This is a genomic window from Streptomyces sp. bgisy027 (assembly GCF_057710365.1).
On record NZ_JBYIVZ010000036.1, the window covers coordinates 13,515 to 30,982 of the forward strand.

Annotated in this window: 20 protein-coding genes; 12 read left to right on the forward strand and 8 right to left on the reverse strand. The window is 72.9% G+C overall.

Going from position 1 to position 17,468, the window contains the following annotated elements:
• The first annotated feature begins 109 nt into the window (after nucleotides 1-109).
• Nucleotides 110-760: a chaplin gene (locus AC3ETA_RS31435; protein WP_432196278.1), complete on the forward strand. Its 651-nt coding sequence runs from the start codon at nucleotides 110-112 to the stop codon at nucleotides 758-760.
• A 248-nt stretch (nucleotides 761-1,008) separates the two neighbouring features.
• Nucleotides 1,009-1,863 carry a GNAT family N-acetyltransferase gene (locus AC3ETA_RS31440; protein ID WP_432196279.1) on the forward strand — a complete coding sequence of 285 codons (855 nt, stop codon included), beginning with the start codon at nucleotides 1,009-1,011 and terminating at the stop codon, nucleotides 1,861-1,863.
• A gap of 130 nt (nucleotides 1,864-1,993) precedes the next feature.
• Here the strand turns inward: AC3ETA_RS31440 and AC3ETA_RS31445 are convergent, their stop codons facing one another.
• On the reverse strand, nucleotides 1,994-2,479 hold the full coding sequence (locus AC3ETA_RS31445; RefSeq protein ID WP_432196363.1) for a nucleoside deaminase: 486 nt from the start codon (nucleotides 2,477-2,479) through the stop codon (nucleotides 1,994-1,996).
• A gap of 135 nt (nucleotides 2,480-2,614) precedes the next feature.
• Between AC3ETA_RS31445 and AC3ETA_RS31450 the strand changes: the two genes are divergently transcribed.
• Both AC3ETA_RS31450 and AC3ETA_RS31455 read left to right on the forward strand, forming a co-directional pair.
• A complete protein-coding gene (locus AC3ETA_RS31450; protein WP_432196280.1) occupies nucleotides 2,615-3,391 on the forward strand; it encodes a GNAT family N-acetyltransferase in 777 nt (258 codons plus the stop codon).
• Nucleotides 3,392-3,501: 110 nt separating this feature from the next.
• Entirely contained in the window at nucleotides 3,502-4,446 is a 945-nt protein-coding gene (locus AC3ETA_RS31455) for an NAD-dependent epimerase/dehydratase family protein (RefSeq protein ID WP_432196281.1), read from the forward strand.
• Between the two features lie 77 nt (nucleotides 4,447-4,523).
• Here the strand turns inward: AC3ETA_RS31455 and AC3ETA_RS31460 are convergent, their stop codons facing one another.
• Together AC3ETA_RS31460 and AC3ETA_RS31465 are read right to left on the reverse strand one after the other, a co-directional pair.
• Nucleotides 4,524-4,787 carry a GlsB/YeaQ/YmgE family stress response membrane protein gene (locus tag AC3ETA_RS31460; protein ID WP_432196282.1) on the reverse strand — a complete coding sequence of 88 codons (264 nt, stop codon included), beginning with the start codon at nucleotides 4,785-4,787 and terminating at the stop codon, nucleotides 4,524-4,526.
• Between the two features lie 70 nt (nucleotides 4,788-4,857).
• Nucleotides 4,858-5,433 (reverse strand): nucleoside/nucleotide kinase family protein, encoded by a 576-nt coding sequence (locus AC3ETA_RS31465; RefSeq protein ID WP_432196283.1) that lies wholly within the window; start codon nucleotides 5,431-5,433, stop codon nucleotides 4,858-4,860.
• 79 nt (nucleotides 5,434-5,512) lie between these two features.
• Between AC3ETA_RS31465 and AC3ETA_RS31470 the strand changes: the two genes are divergently transcribed.
• Nucleotides 5,513-6,253, forward strand: a complete 741-nt coding sequence (locus tag AC3ETA_RS31470) for a phosphotransferase (RefSeq protein WP_432196284.1) — start codon at nucleotides 5,513-5,515, stop codon at nucleotides 6,251-6,253.
• A 21-nt stretch (nucleotides 6,254-6,274) separates the two neighbouring features.
• On the opposite strand, the gene AC3ETA_RS31475 is transcribed toward AC3ETA_RS31470, so the two are convergent.
• Nucleotides 6,275-6,646: a hypothetical protein gene (locus AC3ETA_RS31475; RefSeq protein WP_432196285.1), complete on the reverse strand. Its 372-nt coding sequence runs from the start codon at nucleotides 6,644-6,646 to the stop codon at nucleotides 6,275-6,277.
• A 188-nt stretch (nucleotides 6,647-6,834) separates the two neighbouring features.
• Between AC3ETA_RS31475 and AC3ETA_RS31480 the strand changes: the two genes are divergently transcribed.
• Nucleotides 6,835-7,602 carry an ArsR/SmtB family transcription factor gene (locus AC3ETA_RS31480; protein WP_432196364.1) on the forward strand — a complete coding sequence of 256 codons (768 nt, stop codon included), beginning with the start codon at nucleotides 6,835-6,837 and terminating at the stop codon, nucleotides 7,600-7,602.
• Nucleotides 7,603-7,716: 114 nt separating this feature from the next.
• On the opposite strand, the gene AC3ETA_RS31485 is transcribed toward AC3ETA_RS31480, so the two are convergent.
• On the reverse strand, nucleotides 7,717-8,157 hold the full coding sequence (locus AC3ETA_RS31485; protein WP_432196286.1) for an SPW repeat protein: 441 nt from the start codon (nucleotides 8,155-8,157) through the stop codon (nucleotides 7,717-7,719).
• Nucleotides 8,158-8,386: 229 nt separating this feature from the next.
• Between AC3ETA_RS31485 and AC3ETA_RS31490 the strand changes: the two genes are divergently transcribed.
• From AC3ETA_RS31490 to AC3ETA_RS31510, 5 genes are read left to right on the forward strand one after another with little or no spacing between them, the layout of a single operon-like run.
• Entirely contained in the window at nucleotides 8,387-9,688 is a 1,302-nt protein-coding gene (locus AC3ETA_RS31490) for an NAD(P)/FAD-dependent oxidoreductase (protein WP_432196287.1), read from the forward strand.
• Entirely contained in the window at nucleotides 9,682-10,416 is a 735-nt protein-coding gene (locus AC3ETA_RS31495; RefSeq protein WP_432196288.1) for a DUF1365 domain-containing protein, read from the forward strand. The genes AC3ETA_RS31490 and AC3ETA_RS31495 overlap by 7 nt, the downstream gene beginning before the upstream one ends.
• On the forward strand, nucleotides 10,413-11,822 hold the full coding sequence (locus AC3ETA_RS31500; protein WP_432196289.1) for a class I SAM-dependent methyltransferase: 1,410 nt from the start codon (nucleotides 10,413-10,415) through the stop codon (nucleotides 11,820-11,822). Before AC3ETA_RS31495 ends, AC3ETA_RS31500 begins: the two co-directional genes overlap by 4 nt.
• Nucleotides 11,819-13,180, forward strand: coding sequence for a class I SAM-dependent methyltransferase (locus AC3ETA_RS31505; protein ID WP_432196290.1), 1,362 nt, complete (start codon nucleotides 11,819-11,821; stop codon nucleotides 13,178-13,180). Before AC3ETA_RS31500 ends, AC3ETA_RS31505 begins: the two co-directional genes overlap by 4 nt.
• Complete coding sequence (locus tag AC3ETA_RS31510) at nucleotides 13,177-13,983, forward strand: DUF1295 domain-containing protein (protein ID WP_432196291.1); 807 nt, start codon at nucleotides 13,177-13,179, stop codon at nucleotides 13,981-13,983. Before AC3ETA_RS31505 ends, AC3ETA_RS31510 begins: the two co-directional genes overlap by 4 nt.
• A 36-nt stretch (nucleotides 13,984-14,019) precedes the next feature.
• On the opposite strand, the gene AC3ETA_RS31515 is transcribed toward AC3ETA_RS31510, so the two are convergent.
• The 3 genes from AC3ETA_RS31515 to AC3ETA_RS31525 form a co-directional block, all read right to left on the reverse strand.
• Complete coding sequence (locus AC3ETA_RS31515; RefSeq protein ID WP_432196292.1) at nucleotides 14,020-14,769, reverse strand: anti-sigma factor; 750 nt, start codon at nucleotides 14,767-14,769, stop codon at nucleotides 14,020-14,022.
• Complete coding sequence (locus AC3ETA_RS31520) at nucleotides 14,766-15,350, reverse strand: sigma-70 family RNA polymerase sigma factor (RefSeq protein WP_432196293.1); 585 nt, start codon at nucleotides 15,348-15,350, stop codon at nucleotides 14,766-14,768. The genes AC3ETA_RS31515 and AC3ETA_RS31520 overlap by 4 nt, the downstream gene beginning before the upstream one ends.
• 256 nt (nucleotides 15,351-15,606) lie before the next feature.
• Nucleotides 15,607-16,224 (reverse strand): sigma-70 family RNA polymerase sigma factor, encoded by a 618-nt coding sequence (locus tag AC3ETA_RS31525; protein ID WP_432196294.1) that lies wholly within the window; start codon nucleotides 16,222-16,224, stop codon nucleotides 15,607-15,609.
• 180 nt (nucleotides 16,225-16,404) lie between these two features.
• On the opposite strand from AC3ETA_RS31525, the gene AC3ETA_RS31530 reads away from it, so the two are divergent.
• Nucleotides 16,405-17,460: a MerR family transcriptional regulator gene (locus AC3ETA_RS31530; RefSeq protein WP_432196295.1), complete on the forward strand. Its 1,056-nt coding sequence runs from the start codon at nucleotides 16,405-16,407 to the stop codon at nucleotides 17,458-17,460.
• The last annotated feature ends 8 nt before the right edge of the window (nucleotides 17,461-17,468 follow it).

Consider the following 17,468-nt stretch of genomic DNA (forward strand, 5'->3'; position numbering starts at 1 on the left):
GTGACACTCGATGGGGTGAAAGGCCGATAAGCCATAACTCCAATGGTTCGCCCGCGTTTTATCCGATGCGGGCGAGTGCTCGTGACCAAGTCTGGAAGGCAGGGAACCTATGAGACGGGTTACCCGAAACGGTGTGATCGCCTTCGCCTCTGCCGGGGCGATGGCCGTGACGGTGCCGGCGTACGCCGATTCCGCGGCGGACGGTGCCGCGACCGACTCGCCGGGGCTGCTCGCCGGCAACACCATCCAGGTCCCGGTGCACGTGCCGGTGAACGTGTGCGGGAACACCGTGAACGTGGTGGGGTTGCTCAACCCCACCGCCGGCAACAAGTGCGTCAACGAGGACGGCGGGCACAAGACCCAGGCGCCGTCGGGCGGCGGCGGGGCCTCGGCCGAGGGAAGCGGAAAGGATTCACCCGGTGTCGTGTCCGGGAACGTCGTGGAGCTGCCGGTCCACCTCCCGGTGAACGTCTCCGGCAACAGCGTGAACGTGGTCGGTGTCGGCAACGCGGCGGTGGACAACGAGTCGGTGAACACCTCCGTCCCGCCCCGCACCACCAAGCCCGCTCCGAAGCCGTCCACGGAGCCCAGGTCGCATCCACCGAGGTCGGTGCCGCCCGCCCACGTGCCGCACGCACCCGAGGCGACGCTGGCCTACACCGGAGCGGACCACACCGCCCCCACCGTGGCGGGCGCCGCGGCCCTCGTTCTGGGCGGGGCCGTCCTGTACCGCCGCTTCCGCCCGAGGGTGATGCGCTGACCTGCGCCGTGTCGCGGTACGGCAGGCCCCACCGGGCGCACGAGCGGTGGGGCCCTTGTCGTACGGGGACAAGGGGTCTCGTGGCACGGCGGTCGCCCGCGGCCGTACGAACTGTTGCCCGGCGGGTCCCCCGTGAGGTGCCGCAACGGCTTGATCATGCCGTGACGCCCTCCCAGGCGATCCGCGAGGATGCTGCGTACGCGGATGATCACCGCGCGTACGCACCCCCCACGGAACGGAGCGCATCCATGGCCTCTCCGGCCCCCGCAGACCTCGTCATCACCCAGGCCGCCCTCGACGACTGGCCGGTCGTCCGCGGCTGGGCCGTCGACGAGGGCTGGAACCCGGGAGTGTCGGACAGTGCGGCCTTCTTCGTGCAGGATCCCGGGGGCTTCTTCATCGGCCGGATCGACGGCGAGCCCGTCTCGGCGATCTCCGTCGTCAACTACGGATCCGACTACGCCTTCCTGGGCTGGTACCTGGTCCGCCCCGACGCCCGCGGCCACGGCTACGGCCTCACCACCTGGAAGACGGCGCTGGCGCACGCCGAGAACCGCACGGTGGGCCTCGACGGGGTCGTCGCCCAGCAGGACAACTACCGCCGCTCCGGCTTCGAGCTCGCCCACCGCACCTTTCGGTACACCGGCACCGCACCCGCCCGCCCGGCCCCGGCGGACGTGCGGGCGGTCCGGCCGGAGGACGTCGAGGACATCACCGCGTACGACGCGACCTGTACGCCGGCCGACCGGCCCGGTTTCCTCGCGCACTGGCTCACCGGGCCCGGACACCGTGCCGTCGTGCGCCGTGCCGGCGACCGTGTCACCGGTTACGGCGTGATCCGGCCCGGCCACGACTGCCCGCGCATCGGTCCGCTCTTCGCGGACACGCCCGACGACGCTCGCGCCGTCTTCGACGCCCTGACCGCGCAGGCGGCCGGCGGGCAGGTCGCGATCGATGTGCCGGAGACCAACCCGGCGGGCGTCGCCCTCGCCGAGGAGGCCGGCTTCACGCCCTCCTTCGAGACGGCCCGTATGTACACGGGTCCGGTACGGCCGTACGCCCAGGGACACGTCTTCGGCGTCACCACGCTGGAACTCGGCTAGGGCCTGTTGCGAAGGTGCCGTCGTCGCCCGGAGGACGGCCGTGCCGGGCGTCGCGCGGCAGGCGCCGCTTTCGCAACAGGCCCTGGCGGGCTTCCGGGAACGTCGGCGCTCGGACCGGCGGTGTCCGCCGTCAGCCCGAGCGCCGGTGGAACCGGAAGTGCAGCGCGCGGATGTCCTCCGTCAGCTCGGGCACCGGGCCGTCCACGGCCACGCCCGGCGCGACCTCCTGGATCGACAGCGTCCGCACCGGCGGAGCCGGCACGCCCAACTCACCCAGCCATGCGGAGAGTTGTTCCGACGAGGCGACGTAGAAGATGCGTCCCAGGCCCACCCACGCGTGCGCGGCCGAGCACATCGGGCAGTGCTCACCGGAGGTGTACACCGTCGCGGCCGCACGTTCCTCGGGCGACATGTGGGCGGCGGACCACCGCGCCAGTTCGAACTCGGGGTGCCGGGTGTGATCGCCCGAGGCCACCCGGTTGTGGTCCTCGGCGAGCACCTTTCCGTCCGCCCCCACCAGAACCGAACCGAACGGTTCGTCCCCGGCCTCCAGCGCCTCCGCCGCGAGTTCGACGCAGCGGCTCAAGTGCGGCAGTTCGGTGTCCTTCACGACCATGGCTCCCGGCCCTCCAGACGGCACGACTTCTCCCTGCGCCTCCCATGGTCGCCCACGCCGGGCCGCAAGGAGAGGCCGGGCCGCTGGAGCCGTAAAGGTCTTGCCGCGGCGGCGGCGCGGTGCTGGAGTGGCCCCATGGATCATGCCGCGGTACTCGCCCTGTTCGACCGGGACATGCGTGAAAGCGCACAGCCGGACGGCCCCGACGCCCGGGTCGAGCGGGTGGGCCGCATCGTCCGCCAGGTGTCGTCCGGGCACGGCTGGAACGGCGTCGTGTGGTCCGACCTGGACGCGGCGGGCGCCGACGCGGCGATCGCCGAACAGATCGCCCACTTCTCCGGGCTCGGCCGCGAGTTCGAGTGGAAACTCTACGGTCACGATCTCCCGGTGGACCTCGGGCAGCGGCTCAGGGCGGCCGGCTTCGTGGGCCAACCCGAGGAGACCCTGATGATCGGCGAGGTCGCCGACCTGAATCTGGACGCCGAGCCCCCGGAAGGCATTCGGATACTGCCGGTGACGGACGGCGCCGGCGTCGACCTCGTCGCCCGGGTCCACGAGAAGGCCTTCGGCACCGACGGCTCCCGGCTCCGGCACCAGTTGCTCGCCCGACTCGCGGCCGACGCGGACACCGTGGTCGCGGTCGTCGCCCTGGCCGGTGACACGCCGGTGAGCGCGGCCCGGATGGAGCTGGTGCCCGGCACACGGTTCGCCGGGCTGTGGGGCGGCGGGACCGTCGAGGGCTGGCGGGGCCGCGGCATCTACCGTGCGCTGGTCGCCCACCGCGCCCGTGCCGCCGTGGACCGCGGCTACCGGTATCTCCAGGTCGACGCCATGAGCAGCAGCCGCCCCATCCTGGAGCGGCTGGGCTTCGAACCGCTGACGACCACGACGCCGTACGTGTACACACCGTAGGACCACCGACACGGTCCGTGACCCGGCGCGACGGCCTGCTCGCGGTGCGGTGGCAGGGTCCGCCCGCGCCCGGATGTCACATCCGGGCCCGGCCGGTTCGTCGCAAGGTCATGACGACGAACCACAGCGACGACGGGGCCACCGGCCTGACCGTCCTCCTTGCGGGCGCCGGGGGTGTCCTCGGCCGGCACATCACCCGTGCCCTGACCGAGGCGGGCCACGAGGTCACGGGGCTCGGCCGCGGCGCGCGCAACGACATCCGGGCCGACCTGACGGACCGGGACGCCCTGCTGCGTGCCGTCGACGGCCACCACTTCGACACGGTGATCCACGCCGCGACCGCGCTGAGCAGGCCGCCCATGCGCCACCGCGACATGCACGCCACCAACGCCCTGCGCACCGAGGGAACCGCCCACCTCGTGGAGGCCGCGCGGGCCACCGGTGCCCGGCGTCTCGTGGCCGAGTCGATGGTCTTCGGATACGGCTACGGCGACCATGGCGGCCATGCGGTCACCGAGGACGATCCTTTCGGGCCGCGCGGCCGCTCCCGGGAGCTGGAACGGCACATCGAGGCGATGCGCGTGAAAGAACAACTCACCTTCGAATCACCGGGGTTGGACGGCATCGCCCTGCGATTCGGCCTCCTCTACGGCCTCGGCGGCACCGACGCCCTCCTGCCCATGCTGCGCAAGCGGCAACTGCCCGTGCCCGCCGACCACGGCCGGGTCCTGCCCTGGATCGAGCTCACCGACGCGGCCCGCGCGGTGGCCGCCGCCGTCGAACGGGGGCGGCCGGGCCAGGCGTACAACATCGCCGACCGGACGCCCATGGGGTTCGGGAACCATGTCCGCTGCGTGGCCGAGGAGTTCGGGCTGCCGAAGCCGGTGACCGTACCGCTGTGGCTGATGCGGCCCATGTCGTACGCGCACACGATGATGTCCACGACGCTGCGGGTGTCCACGGCGAAGGCCGAGCGCGACCTCGGATGGACGCCGGCCCATCCGGCGGCCCGCGACGGCCTGGCCGCGATGCGGGCCGCCGCGGCGGTCGCCTGACGTGGAACCGTGCCGAGTCGGGCGCCGTGGAGCCCGTAGCGCCGGTGCGGCCCCGCTCGTTCTCGTCGGGTGTGGTGTCAGCGGCGTGCCTTCGACCGGTCCAGTGCCGCGACGCCGAGTGCGGCGAGGCCGATCTGGATGAGCCACTCGATCCAGTCGACTCCGTCGGTGTCGGCCACGTCGAGGCCGGCCGCGAGCGCCGAGCCGAGCAGCGCGGCCACGATGCCGACGAGGATCGTCCACAGGACACCGATGCGCTGACGACCCGGAACGACGAGCCGGCCGAGTACACCGATGATGATGCCGATCACGATGGCACTGATGATGCCCGAGATCTCCATTTCGCCCCTCTTCCTCCAGTCCCCGCAGTAAGGCGTGTTCCCCGTGGAGAGAGGGACAGTCCGCTGCGCTTCAGTCGGTGGTCCGTGTCCGACCGGTCGTCACCGCGGGAACGTCCACGACCCATCCCGTCGCCGCCACCAGCTCCGCGGCGATGTCGATCACCGCGCGGCCGTCCGTCGCCACCCTCCGCACGTCCGCGGGCGTGTGCTCGTCGAGCAGCCGGGCCTTGCGCCGGCTGCTGCGTACCTCGTGCTCCAGCTCGGAGCCCAGCTCACGCCCGGTCAGGCGTTGTGCGGCCGTCTCGTCGGTCGCGGTCAGCAGCACCCGCACGAGCCGTACGTCGTCCCCCATGGCGCGGCGGAACATCGGCACTGCCATGTCCAGCACGCTCGCGGTGTTGGTGTAGACGAGCCGCCGGTAACCGAGGGCGGTGTAGTTCGCCCACACCGCGGCCAGGTTGCGTGCCGTGATGCCGGACCGGTGCGCGTCGTCCGGCGGCGCCGGATGGACGGCTCCCATGAAGTCGCCGTCGATCACCGCGTGGGCGACCTGCGCGGCCCGCAGCCGGGCCGAGACCTCCCAGCCGGCCGTGGTCTTGCCGACCCCGGCCCGTCCTCCGATCAGCAGTGCCTCGGCGCGCTCCATACCGGCAGCGTGCCCGGGTGCGGGCTTGCTTCGCGAGTGGTTTTGTGGGCAGATGATCGTCTGATCGGCGGAGGTGCGAATGGCGGAGCGGGTGCTCGGCGGCGGAGCCGTGAACGAGGTCGTGCGGGTCGGGACCACGGTGCGGCGTCCACCCCATGGGCGGTCGGGCTATGTGCGGGAGTTGCTCGCGCTGTTCGAGTCCCGGGAGTGGGCGGGCGCCCCGCCCTACATCGGGACGGACAAGCAGGGGCGCGAGGTGTTCGGCTACCTGGAGGGACGGGCGGCCGTCACTCCCGAGGAACGGGCCGCGGCCCGCACGGACACCGCGCTGGTGCGGGTCGCCCGACTCGTGCGCGCCGTCCACGACATGACGCACGGAACCGCACTGGCCGGCGACCGGGACGTCGTGTGCCACAACGACCTCGCCCCGAAGAACACGGTCTACACGGTCGAGGGCGGCGAGTGGTGGCCGACCGCCTTCGTCGACTGGGACCTGGCCGCACCCGGTGAGCGGGTGCACGACCTCGCGCACCTGTGCTGGCAGTACCTGGATCTGGGGCCGGGTGTCACCGATGTGCCCGGGGCGGCCCTGCGGATCGCCCTCGTGCGTGAGGCCTACGGGCCGTGCGACGGCGCCGAGGACCTCGTGGACACGATCCTGTGGTGGCAGGACCGCTGCCGGCGGGGCATCGAGGAGGGCGCGCGGCGCGGCGATCCGGCCATGGTGGCGCTGCGGCAGCGCGGCGTCCTGGTCGAGGTGCGCGACGCCTATGCGTGGACGGCCGAACACCGGGGCGCGCTGGGGGCGTTGCTGCGCTGACGCGGCGCACGGGCGCGGGGGCTAGGCCTCTTCGCCCCAGGACGCCAGTCTGCCGTCCGGGTGGAGCATGACGTGCAGTCCGCTGTTCTCACCGTGTGCGGCGCGGCCGTCGGCGACGAGGGTGTCCCGCCGCTTGCCGTCGGCGAAGACCTCGGCCTCGTAGTGGTCGGCCGTCAGTCGGTAGATCTTGGCCGTCGTCGACCCGTCCGCCAGCGTCGACGTGCCGATCAGGACGCGCTCGTCGGCCGGCTCGGGCCTCGGCTCGGCGTGCGCCACCCAGGAGGAGGCCCGGCCGTCCGGACGGAGCGTGACGTGCAGCCCGTTGTGCTGGGCCACCGGCGGGACGTGCGCGGGGGCGGCGAGGGCGGTGCGGAAGGTGCGGGAAGCGCGCATCTGGGAGCCGTTTCCTTCGGTGGGGTTCGTTCCGACGCCTTCGAAGCTACGGACCGCCTGTCAAGGGATCCGATACGTCATGTAACAACTATTCGACACATAAGCCTCGTAACCGGCATAAAGCTTCGATTGACATGCAGGCAATTACCTGCATAACGTTGAGTGTGCGAGCAGAGAGCGACCCCGCGATGGACAAGATCTTCAAGGCGCTGGCCGACGACACGCGCAGACGGCTCCTGGACCGGCTGCACGAGGACAACGGGCAGACGCTGGGCGAGCTGTGCGCGCGCATCGACATGACACGTCAGTCGGTGACCCAGCACCTGGGCGTCCTGGAGGCCGCCAATCTGGTCAGCACGGTGTGGCGGGGGCGGGAGAAGCTGCACTACCTCAATCCGGTCCCGCTCCACGAGATCCAGGAGCGGTGGATCGACAAGTTCGAGAGCCCGCGCCTGCGCGTGCTCGGGGTTGTGAAACGACGAGCCGAGGAAGCCATGACCGACAAGCCCACATTCGTCTACGTCACCTACATCGAGAGCACGCCCGAGAAGGTCTGGGACGCCCTCACCGACGCCGACCTGACCGCCGCCTACTGGGGCCACAGCAATGTCTCGGACTGGCGGCCCGGCTCCCGCTGGGAGCATGTCCGCACCGACGGCTCGGGCGTCGCCGACGTGGTCGGCACCGTCGTCGAGAGCGAGCGTCCGACCCGGCTGGTCACCACCTGGGCTGCGCCGGACGACGAAGGGCAGGAGGACAAGTGCTCCCGGGTCACCTTCGACATCCGCCGGCACGCCGAGATCGTCCGGCTCACCGTGACCCACGAGGACCTCGCGGACGAGAGCGAGCGTGCCGACGTGTCCTCCGGCTGGCCGGCAGTGCTGTCCAACCTCAAGTCGCTGCTGGAGGCCGGCCACGTCCTGCCGCAGGAGCCGTGGCTGATGCCGGCGCACTGAGCGGGGCCGCCGGGGTGATGGTGCGGCCGAGCCGGTCGCGCCGGGTCCGAGAATGGGCGCAGGCCGGTCCGCGGGTGCGGTCCGGCCTGCGCGTCTGTCTCTCCCCGTCTGCCGCTACGGCCTTGGAGTGCTCTTGGCCGCCGCGCCGGCGCACATCAGTCCCAGGAGCACTGCCAGCGCGCCGATGATGATGTTGTTCACGACGACACCGGCGTCCGGGCTGTCGCCGACCACCCACGGCGCGATGATCATCCAGACACCGATCGCGCTGCAGGCCCAGCTGAGGCCGTACATGCGTTCCGGGGCCCGGGTGAAACCGAGGGCGAGCAGGCCGATCGCTATCCCCACGATCAAGTTGTGGGTCACGAGCGGGGGCTGGCTCGCCGTGTAGTGGAGTATCCAGGGGGATACGGCGCAGTACAGACCGAGCAGGAACACCGGTCCGTCCAAGAGCGTCACATCACGACCGCCGAGCATGCGGGCGTAACGCTCCCGCATCTCCGATGCATCGGGGTGGCTGGATATGTCACCTCTGGTGGGCGAGACGTTGGCCATGACTCGTCTCCTTTGACTCGCAGGCCTGACCGCTACTGGTGCGGTGTGCGGTAAGCGCCGCCTCAGCCCATTCTGCGCTTATTTCTTCCTTATGTGTAGTGGTGAGGGCTCTGCGCGAGGGTGCGTCTCGCATCTGAACGCAGGAAGTTCCCCCACCGGCCAATCCGACCCGTCCGCAGCTTCGGATTACGCGGGACAAGCCGATCGCAGCCGGGTGGGAGGAGCGACGATGGCGCCAGCGTCACGGCCGGAGAGCGGGGACGGGCCCGGTGCGCCACGGCGTACGGCCGTCGTGGGAAGCGGCATCGCGGGACTGACCGCGGCCCATGTGCTGGCCCGCGCCCGGCACGTCACGCTGTACGAGGCAGACGACCGGCTCGGCGGACACGCGCACACCCATGAACTGACGTCGAGCGACGGCAGCCTTGACCGGGTCGACTCCGGCTTCATCGTGCACAACCGGCGCACCTACCCGCAGCTGCTGCGGCTCTTCGGTGAACTCGACGTCGCCACGCGGGAGTCCGAGATGAGCATGTCCGTGCGGTGCGAGGGCTGCGGTCTGGAGTACGCGGGCGCCCGCGGCCCCGCCGGACTGCTCGCCCGGCCCCGCAACGCCCTGCGCGGCACCTATCTGCGGATGCTCGCCGAAGTCCCCGCCTTCCATCGCGCGGCCCGCAGGCTCCTCGCCCGCCCCGCCGAGGACACCTTCACCCTCGGCGAATTCCTGGACCGGGAGGGCTTCTCGCCCTACTTCCGCAGCCACTTCATGACGCCGCTGGTCTCCGCTGTCTGGTCCTGCGACGCTGCGACCGCGGGACGCTACCCCGCCGCCTACCTGTTCCGCTTCCTCGACCACCACGGCATGCTCTCGATCGGCGGCTCGCCCCAGTGGCGCACGGTGACCGGCGGCTCGCGGACCTACGTCGACCGGATCGCCGAGCGGCTCCACCGGGTGCGGACCGGCGCCCCCGTACACGCCGTGCGACGGCACGCCGACGGGGCCGACGTCACGACACGCGACGGCACCACCGAGTCGTACGACTCCGTCGTGATCGCCGTACACCCCGACCAGGCCCTCACCCTCCTCGCCGACGCCTCCCCGGTGGAGAAGGAAGTGCTCGGGGCCTTCCGCTACTCGCGCAACGCCACGCTCCTGCACACCGACACGACGCTGCTGCCGCGTGCCCGTGCGGCCCGCGCGTCGTGGAACTACCTGATGCCCTCCTGCCGGGCGCCCGCCGACCGGGTCCGCGTCAGCTACGACATGAACCGCCTCCAGGGACTCGACACCGCCGAGACGTACGTGGTCACCCTCGGCGGCGAGGACCGCGTCGACCCGGCCCGGATCCGGGCCCGCATGGTCTACGAACACCCCGTCTACACGACCGGGTCGGTCGCCGCACAGCAGCGGCTGCCCGAACTGGACACCGCCGTCACCGCGTTCGCCGGCGCCTACCACGGCTGGGGCTTCCACGAGGACGGCTGCCGCTCCGGAGCGACGGCCGCCGCGGCACTGGGGGTGCGATGGTGACGGCGACCTCGGCCCTGTACTCCTGCACGATCACGCATGTGCGCACGGCGCCCACCCGGTACGGGCTGCGGCACCGCACCTACATGTGGCTGATCGACCCCGGCCTTCCGCCTCGACTCCCTTGGCCCGTACGCCCGTTGGCCGGATTCGACCCGCGCGATCACTTCGACGGCACACAGCCCTCCATCCGGGCCGGGCTCGACAAGTACCTCGCCGACCGGGGTGTCGACCTGCGCGGCGGACGCGTCGTCATGCTCACCCACGCGCGCGTCCTCGGGTACGTCTTCAACCCCCTCACCCTCTACTGGTGCCACGACCCCGACGGCCGGCCGCGCTGTGTGGTCGCCGAGGTCCACAACACCTACGGCGAACGGCACTGCTATCTCCTGCGCCCGGACGCGGAAGGCATCGCGTACACGGGCAAGGAGTTCTACGTCTCGCCGTTCTTCCCCGTCGACGGCCGCTACCGGATGCGCGTACCGGAGCCCGGCCGCCGGCTCGACCTCACCGTGCACCTGGACCGCGCGGGCGGCCGCCCCTTCACCGCAACCGTCCGGGGCCTGCGCCGGGAAGTGACGACGGGCACGCTGCTCCGGCTGGCGCTGCGGCACCCGTGGTCCACGGCCGCGGTGTCGGCGGCCATCCGGATGCACGGCATCCGCCTGTACCTGCGGGGACTGCCCGTCCAGCCCCGCACCCGTCACCGGACTCCGGAGAATGTGAAATGAGAGCCGCCGAGCCCCGCTCCGCCGCCGAGCAGGAGGACGCCCCCACGGACGACGTCGACGCCGAACGCTCCGGCACCGACGCCGCCACCGAGCACCGCAGCGCCGCCGCCGAGCACCGCAGCGCCGACGTCGAGCACCCCGGCGCCGACGTCGAGCACCCCGGCGCCACGCACACCGACCCCGAGCCCGGCCCGGCCCGGCTCGACGTGCCGGCCCCACCCGCGGCCACCTGGCCGCGGACCGCGCTGACCCGGGCCGTGGTGCGCCGCGCCCTGCGCGAGCTGCCCCTGCATGCCCGCTTCGCCGGAATGGGCAGTGTCGGCAAGGGCGGACCCCTGCTGGACGTCCACGATCCGGCGGCCTTCCACCGCCGCATCGGATCCCAGGGGCTGATCGGGTTCGGCGAGTCCTACCTGGCGGGGGAGTGGGACGCCCCCGACCCGGTCGCCGTCCTCACCGTGCTGGCCGCCCACGCGGCCGAGTTGGTCCCGGCACCGTTGCAGCGCCTGCGCGGCCTGTGGGCCCTGCGCCAGCCGCCGAACCGCCGCAACACGCCCGATCACGCCCGGGACAACATCAGCCACCACTACGACCTGTCCAACGAACTGTTCGCCCTCTTCCTGGACGACACCCTCACCTATTCCTCGGCGCTCTTCCGCGGCTTCCCCGCCCATTGGGACCTGCTCGCCGGCGCCCAGCACCGCAAGATCGACCGGCTGCTCGACCTCGCCGGGGTCGGCAACGGCACCCGGCTGCTGGAGATCGGCACCGGCTGGGGCGAACTGGCCATCCGGGCCGCCGCCCGCGGCGCGCACGTCACCTCGCTGACCCTCTCCCGGGAACAGCGCGACCTGGCCCGTGCGCGGGTCCGCGAGGCGGGCCTGAGCGACCGCGTCGCGATAGAGCTGTGCGACTACCGGGAGGCACGCGGCTGCTACGACGCCGTCGTGAGCGTCGAGATGCTGGAGGCGGTCGGCGAGGAGTTCTGGCCGGTCTACTTCCGCACCCTGGACGAGCGGCTGGTGCCCGGGGGACGTGCCGCGTTCCAGGTCATCACCATGCCGCACGAGCGGATGCTGGCCAGCCGGAACACCCACACCTGGATCCAGAAGTACATCTTCCCCGGCGGCCTGCTGCCCTCCGTGAAAGCGATCGAACGGACCGTCCGGGACCACACCCGGCTCGCCGTCACCCGCCGCGAGGGCTTCGGCGCGCACTACGCCGAGACGCTGCGGCTGTGGCGCGAACGGTTCACCGAGCGCGCCGGCGAGGTGGCCGACCTCGGCTTCGACGAGACCTTCCGGCGCATGTGGACCTTCTACCTGGCCTACTCCGAGGCCGGATTCCGCTCCGGCTACCTCGACGTCCAGCAGTACCTGTGCACGAAGGAGGACCCCGCCCGATGACCACCGCCGGAACCGACCGAGACGAGCGGACCCCCCGAACCGACCGGCCGAGCCCCGCCCCGGGGGACCGGCAAGGCGTCGCCCACCGGCTCGCCGCCCTGGCCGGAGAAGCGCTCGGTGGCCCGCTGCCGGTGCGGCTGCGCGCCTGGGACGGCAGCGAGTCCGGCCCGGCCGACGGACCCGTGGCCGTCGTACGTTCCCGGCGCGCCCTGCGTCGACTGCTGTGGGCACCCGGCGAACTGGGCCTGGCCCAGGCGTACGTGACCGGTGACGTCGACGTCGAGGGCGACCTGGCGCAGGCGCTGCGCATCATGTGGGCGGCGGCCCGGGACCACGGCTCGCACGCCCCACGGCTCACCCTCGCCGGCCGGGCCCGGGCGGTCGGCACGGCCGTACGGCTCGGCGCAGTCGGCCCCCGCCCGGCCGCGCCGCCGTCCCAGGCACGCCTGCGCGGCCGCCTGCACAGCAGGTCCCGCGACCGGGACGCCATCAGCCACCACTACGACCTGTCCAACGACTTCTACCGGCTCCTCCTCGACGACACCATGGCCTACTCCTGCGGCTACTGGGCGAACGACGACCCCGGCTTCGGTCCCGCCGACGCCCAGCGGGCCAAGCTGGAGCTGATCTGCCGCAAGCTGGCCGTCGTGCCCGGCGCCCGGCTGCTCGACATCGGCTGCGGCTGGGGCTCCCTCACGCTGCATGCGGCCGAACGCCACAAGGCGCAGGTCACCGCCGTCACCCTGGCCGCGGAGCAGGCCGCGTACGTGCGGGAGCAGGTGCGCGAACGCAGCCTGGAGCACCGGGTCGAGGTCGTGTGCCAGGACTACCGGGACATCACGGGCGGCGACTACGACGCGGTCGCCACCGTCGAGATGGGCGAGCACGTCGGCGACGCCGAGTACCCCGCCTTCGCCGCCGCCCTGCACCGGCTCGTCCGCCCGCAGGGCCGGGTGCTGGTGCAGCAGATGTCGCGTGCGGGCAACGCACCGGGCGGCGGCGCCTTCATCGAGGCGTACATCGCCCCCGACATGCACATGCGACCGCTCGGCGACACCGCCGGGCTCCTGGAGCGCGCCGGGCTGGAGGTGCGGAACGTCGAATCGCTGCGCGAGCACTACGTGCGCACGGTCGCGGCATGGCGGCGCACCCTGGAGGAACGCTGGGACGACGTCGTACGGATCACCGGCGAGGAGACGGCCCGAGTATGGCGGCTGTACCTGGCCGGCGGGGCACTCGCCTTCGAGGAGGGGCGTATGGGCGTCGACCAGGTGCTGTGTGTTCGCCCGACCTCGCGCGGCGGCAGTGGCATGCCGCTGTCGTCGGAGCACTGGTACACGGGCCTGGACCGGCCGTGAACGGCCTCGACTGGGGCGCTTTCGCCCTCAACCTGCTCTGGGCCGCGGTCGCCGTCCTCGCCGTCATGCTGGTCACCTTCGCCGTGGCCGTACGCCGAGGGGTCCACCGGGTGGTCGACATCGCCTGGGGCGTCGCCTTCAGCGTGGTCGCCGTCGTGACCTTCGTGGCGTCGGCCGGGGAGGGGGACGTGGGGCGCCGGGTCCTGGTCACCGTCCTGACGGTGGTGTGGGGGCTGCGGCTCGCCGTCCACATCGCCCGCCGGGGGCTCGGTGACGGCGAGGACCCGCGCTACGACGCCCTGCTGGCCAAGGCGCCCGGGAACCGCGACCTGTACGCGCTGCGCGTCGTGTACCTGCTCCAGGGCGCACTGGTGCTGCTCGTGTCGCTCCCGGTCCAGGCCGCCCAGTACGTACCGGCGGACATGACGGTCTTCGCCTGGGCCGGCACCGCGCTCTGGGCGGTGGGCCTGTTCTTCGAAGCCGTCGGGGACGCCCAGTTGGCCCGCTTCAAGGCAGATCCCGCCCACCGCGGCAGGATCATGGATCGTGGGCTGTGGCGCTACACCCGGCACCCCAACTACTTCGGGGACTTCTGCGTCTGGTGGGGGCTGTTCCTGATCGCCTGCGACTCGGGCGCGGCGGCCCTGGTGTCCGTCGTCTCCCCGCTGGTGATGAGCTTCCTGCTGGTCCGCGGGAGCGGGAAGCCGATGCTGGAGCGGCACATGAGCGGACGTCCGGGATACGCCGAGTACGTCGCCCGTACGAGCGGGTTCTTCCCTTGGCCGCCGCGTCGCCGTGTCTGACGGACCGCCCGTGCCGGGTCGCGCGTGACGGGCGCGTCAGGCCGGGAAGTCCATCACGGCGACAGGTGCCGAGGTGGGCTCCGGCGAGCCGCCCGCCGGCTCCACCGTGATACCCATGCCGTGCGCCCCGTCCACGGCGCCCCGGAGCAGCACCGTCTGGTCGGCGCGGCGCGGGTCCATCAGACCGGCGGGCCGCATGGTGCCGCGGTCGTCGAACCACAGCTGGTAGACCCTGCCGCGCGGTGGCTCCGCCATCCCGGAACTGACGAACACGGCCCGGTCCAGGCTCCGGGACACCACCACAGCGCCGGTCGCACCGCCCGCCAGCCGGGCCGTGCCGGTGCGCGCGTCGGGAGCGGTGAGCACCGCGGCCAGCTCGTCGGCGCTCGCCCGTGCCTGGCGGGCCTCGGCCCGCGCGTCCTCGGCACGCTCGTGCTGCCACACGGCGACGCCGCCCAGCCCGGCGCCGGCGAGACAGGCGGCCAACGCCCACCGCGACAGCCGGCGCGCCCGCGCACCGAACCGGCCGACACGGGCGGTCGACGCCGGCCCCGGCCTCTCCTGCCGTACGGCGGCTATGCGGTGCAGCACCTGCTGCCGTGTCTCCGGCGGCACCGGCCCGGCCGTCGCGAGGCCGAGCCTCGCCGCGGTCGCGGTGAACTCGGCGACCTCCTGCGCGCAGGCCGCGCAGTCCGCGAGATGCCGCTCGAAGGCGGCCCGCTCGTCGCGGCTGAGGGCGTGCAGGGCGTATGCACCGGTCAGCGCGTGCGGATCGGCGGCGATCACACGGTCACCCCCAGACAGTCACGCAGCCGGACGAGCCCGTCGCGCAGCCGCGTCTTGACCGTGCCGAGCGGCAGCGCGAGCGTCTCGGCGACCTGGCGGTACGTCAGCCCCCGGTAGTACGCGAGCGTGACGGCCTGCTTCTGGACGTCCGTGAGGGTCCGCAGACAGCGCCGCACCTGCTCCCGCTCCAGACGTGCCTCGACCTGCTCGGTCACATGGTCGTACTCGGGCAGCCGGTCCAGCAGCGCGGCCTTGTGCTCCCGCGCCGCGGCGGCCTCCACCGACCGCACCCGGTCCACGGCCCGCCGGTGCGCGAGCGTGAGGATCCAGTTCACGGGGGTGCCGCGGTCCGGCCGGTACCGCGGAGCCGTCCGCCACACCTCCACCAGCACCTCCTGGGCCACCTCCTCGGACTGGGCCCGGTCGCGCAGCACGCTGCGGACCACTCCGTGGACGGGACTCGCCACGCAGTCGTACAGCGCGGCGAACGCGTCCTGGTCGCCCAGGGCCACGCGGTGCAGCAATTCCGTCAGATCGGGCTCCGACGACGGGTTCGGGCCGATGTACACGGCTTCTTTCACGAGGTCCTCCGGGAGTGGGACGTGTCCGCGGCCATGGCCTGTCCGGCCGCCGAGCCGGCGGTCGGGCCGCGCGAGGGAAGCGGCCGCCGGCGGTTCGCCGGCGGACGTCCGACGGCAGGCCCGCCCCCGAGGAGCGCCGATCCTCCCCGGGGGCGAGCGGGGGAGCGGGGCCTGCTCCCCGGGTGCGGCGCGAGGGGATGCGCCGCTCGGTGTGGATTGTGTTGTCGGGCGCGCCGCCGACGTGCCGGCGTGCCGCTCAGACCTGGACGTCCTCCCGCAGACGGTGGTGCAGCCGGTGCAGGCCGCGCCGGGCGTGGCTCTTGACCGTCCCCAGGGGCCAGCCGGTGCGTTCGGCGATCTGGGTCTGGGTGAGGTCCTCGTAGAAGGTCAGCCGCAGTACCCGCTGCTGGGCGTCCGGCAGCCCGGCGAGCGCGTCGCGGACGAGCACCCGGTCCACGGCGGCCTCCGCGAACCGGTCGCTGCCGCTCTCGTCGAGGGAGAGGCGGGTGCCGGCCGAGGCGACGAGGTCACTGCGCCGGGTCCGTGCGCACAGGGCGTCGGCGATCTTGCGCCGGGTGATGCCCGAGATCCAGCCGGCGACCGAGCCGCGCTCGGGCCGGTAACCGTGCCGACCCCGCCACACGCCGAGAAAGACCTGCTGGGTGACGTCCTCCGCCTCCCGCGCGTCGCCGAGCGCCCGCCGGGCGAGCGTGTGCACCAGGGGCGACCAGCGCCGGTACAGGGCGGCCAGACACGCCTCGTCACCCGAGACCAGGCCCCGCACCAGCTCTTCCTCGCCGGTCGGTGCCGGGCCCTGATCGGCGGACCCGGCAGCCGAGCGGGCCGGGGGCACGAGGCTCGGAGGCGGTGTCATGTCGATGGCTCCTCTCCTGAGGGACGGCTCGGGCCGGCGGTCCGGTCACGACGGACGGATCAGGTCCCCGGGTCGGTCGGGGGGACCTCCGCCGGTCCGGCCGTGCTGGGTAACGCCATCGTGTGCTCCGGGGCGAGAGGCCATCAACACGCATCGGTTGTGCGTCGTATCGTCGGGACCATGGAGAAGACGGCGGGCGAGGCGGACGTCGGGACCGGGACCCGGCCGGAGGCGGCCTCGCGGGAGGCGGGCGCGGGTCTCACGACCGGTGCGCTGGCCCGCCGTCTCGGGGTGTCGCCCACCACGCTGCGGTCCTGGGACCGCCGCTACGGCATCGGGCCGGAGGTCCGCGGCGAGGGCCGGCACCGGCGGTGGGCGCCGCGGGACGTCGCCGTGCTGGAGACGATGTGCCGGCTGACGTCCGCCGGAGTACCGCCCGCGGAGGCGGCCCGCGCCGCGCGCCGGGGAGCGGACGGTGCCGCACCCCATGGCGTGACGCTCCCGGACGACGCGGCGGTCGCGCCGACCGGCGGCGCCCGGTCCCGCGCGAGCGGCACGCTGCCGCTCGGCGATGTGCGGCAGGAGTGCCGTGGGCTCGCCCGGGCCGCGGTGCGACTCGACGCTCCTGCCGTGGAGCAGCAGTTGGCCTCGGCGGTGGACGACCACGGAATCGTCGTCGCCTGGCAGGAGGTGATGGTGCCGACGCTGCACGCGGTGGGCCGCAAGTGGGCCTCGTCCGGTGACCGTTACGTCGAGGTGGAACACCTGCTGTCCTGGCACGTGTCCAGCGCGCTCCGCCGATGCACCCGCCCCCTGGGGACACCGGGCTCGGCGCACGCTCCCGGACCCGTGCTGCTGGCCTGCGTGCCCGGCGAGCAGCACAGCCTGCCGCTTGAGGCGCTCAACGCCGGGCTGTGCGAACTGGGCCTGCCCACGCGGATGTTCGGCGGCGCGGTCCCCGTGGAGGCGCTCACGGCCGCGGTGACCCGGATCGGCCCGGCGGTCGTCGTGCTGTGGGCTCAGACCCGGTCGGCGGCGAGCCTGCCGCTGGCCCAGCACATCGCGGGCGCGCAGTGGGGCGTGCGGGGCGCACGCGGCCGACCCCTGGTGATGCTGGGCGGTCCCGGCTGGCTCGGCCGCCCCGGGCCGGGGATGCTGCGGCCCAGCACCCTGAAGGAGGCACTGGACGTGCTCTCGGGGCTGTACGCCCAAGAGGCGGCCGCGAGTTCGCCGTGACCTCGGGG

Excerpts from the sequence above, each read along its gene's own strand:
- AC3ETA_RS31435 (WP_432196278.1), top strand. The coding sequence starts at position 110 with ATGAGACGGGTTACCCGAAACGGTGTGATCGCCTTCGCCTCTGCCGGG.
- AC3ETA_RS31440 (WP_432196279.1), top strand. The coding sequence starts at position 1,009 with ATGGCCTCTCCGGCCCCCGCAGACCTCGTCATCACCCAGGCCGCCCTC.
- AC3ETA_RS31445 (WP_432196363.1), bottom strand. The coding sequence starts at position 2,479 with ATGGTCGTGAAGGACACCGAACTGCCGCACTTGAGCCGCTGCGTCGAA.
- AC3ETA_RS31450 (WP_432196280.1), top strand. The coding sequence starts at position 2,615 with ATGGATCATGCCGCGGTACTCGCCCTGTTCGACCGGGACATGCGTGAA.
- AC3ETA_RS31455 (WP_432196281.1), top strand. The coding sequence starts at position 3,502 with ATGACGACGAACCACAGCGACGACGGGGCCACCGGCCTGACCGTCCTC.
- AC3ETA_RS31460 (WP_432196282.1), bottom strand. The coding sequence starts at position 4,787 with ATGGAGATCTCGGGCATCATCAGTGCCATCGTGATCGGCATCATCATC.
- AC3ETA_RS31465 (WP_432196283.1), bottom strand. The coding sequence starts at position 5,433 with ATGGAGCGCGCCGAGGCACTGCTGATCGGAGGACGGGCCGGGGTCGGC.
- AC3ETA_RS31470 (WP_432196284.1), top strand. The coding sequence starts at position 5,513 with ATGGCGGAGCGGGTGCTCGGCGGCGGAGCCGTGAACGAGGTCGTGCGG.
- AC3ETA_RS31475 (WP_432196285.1), bottom strand. The coding sequence starts at position 6,646 with ATGCGCGCTTCCCGCACCTTCCGCACCGCCCTCGCCGCCCCCGCGCAC.
- AC3ETA_RS31480 (WP_432196364.1), top strand. The coding sequence starts at position 6,835 with ATGGACAAGATCTTCAAGGCGCTGGCCGACGACACGCGCAGACGGCTC.
- AC3ETA_RS31485 (WP_432196286.1), bottom strand. The coding sequence starts at position 8,157 with ATGGCCAACGTCTCGCCCACCAGAGGTGACATATCCAGCCACCCCGAT.
- AC3ETA_RS31490 (WP_432196287.1), top strand. The coding sequence starts at position 8,387 with ATGGCGCCAGCGTCACGGCCGGAGAGCGGGGACGGGCCCGGTGCGCCA.
- AC3ETA_RS31495 (WP_432196288.1), top strand. The coding sequence starts at position 9,682 with ATGGTGACGGCGACCTCGGCCCTGTACTCCTGCACGATCACGCATGTG.
- AC3ETA_RS31500 (WP_432196289.1), top strand. The coding sequence starts at position 10,413 with ATGAGAGCCGCCGAGCCCCGCTCCGCCGCCGAGCAGGAGGACGCCCCC.
- AC3ETA_RS31505 (WP_432196290.1), top strand. The coding sequence starts at position 11,819 with ATGACCACCGCCGGAACCGACCGAGACGAGCGGACCCCCCGAACCGAC.
- AC3ETA_RS31525 (WP_432196294.1), bottom strand. The coding sequence starts at position 16,224 with ATGACACCGCCTCCGAGCCTCGTGCCCCCGGCCCGCTCGGCTGCCGGG.
- AC3ETA_RS31530 (WP_432196295.1), top strand. The coding sequence starts at position 16,405 with ATGGAGAAGACGGCGGGCGAGGCGGACGTCGGGACCGGGACCCGGCCG.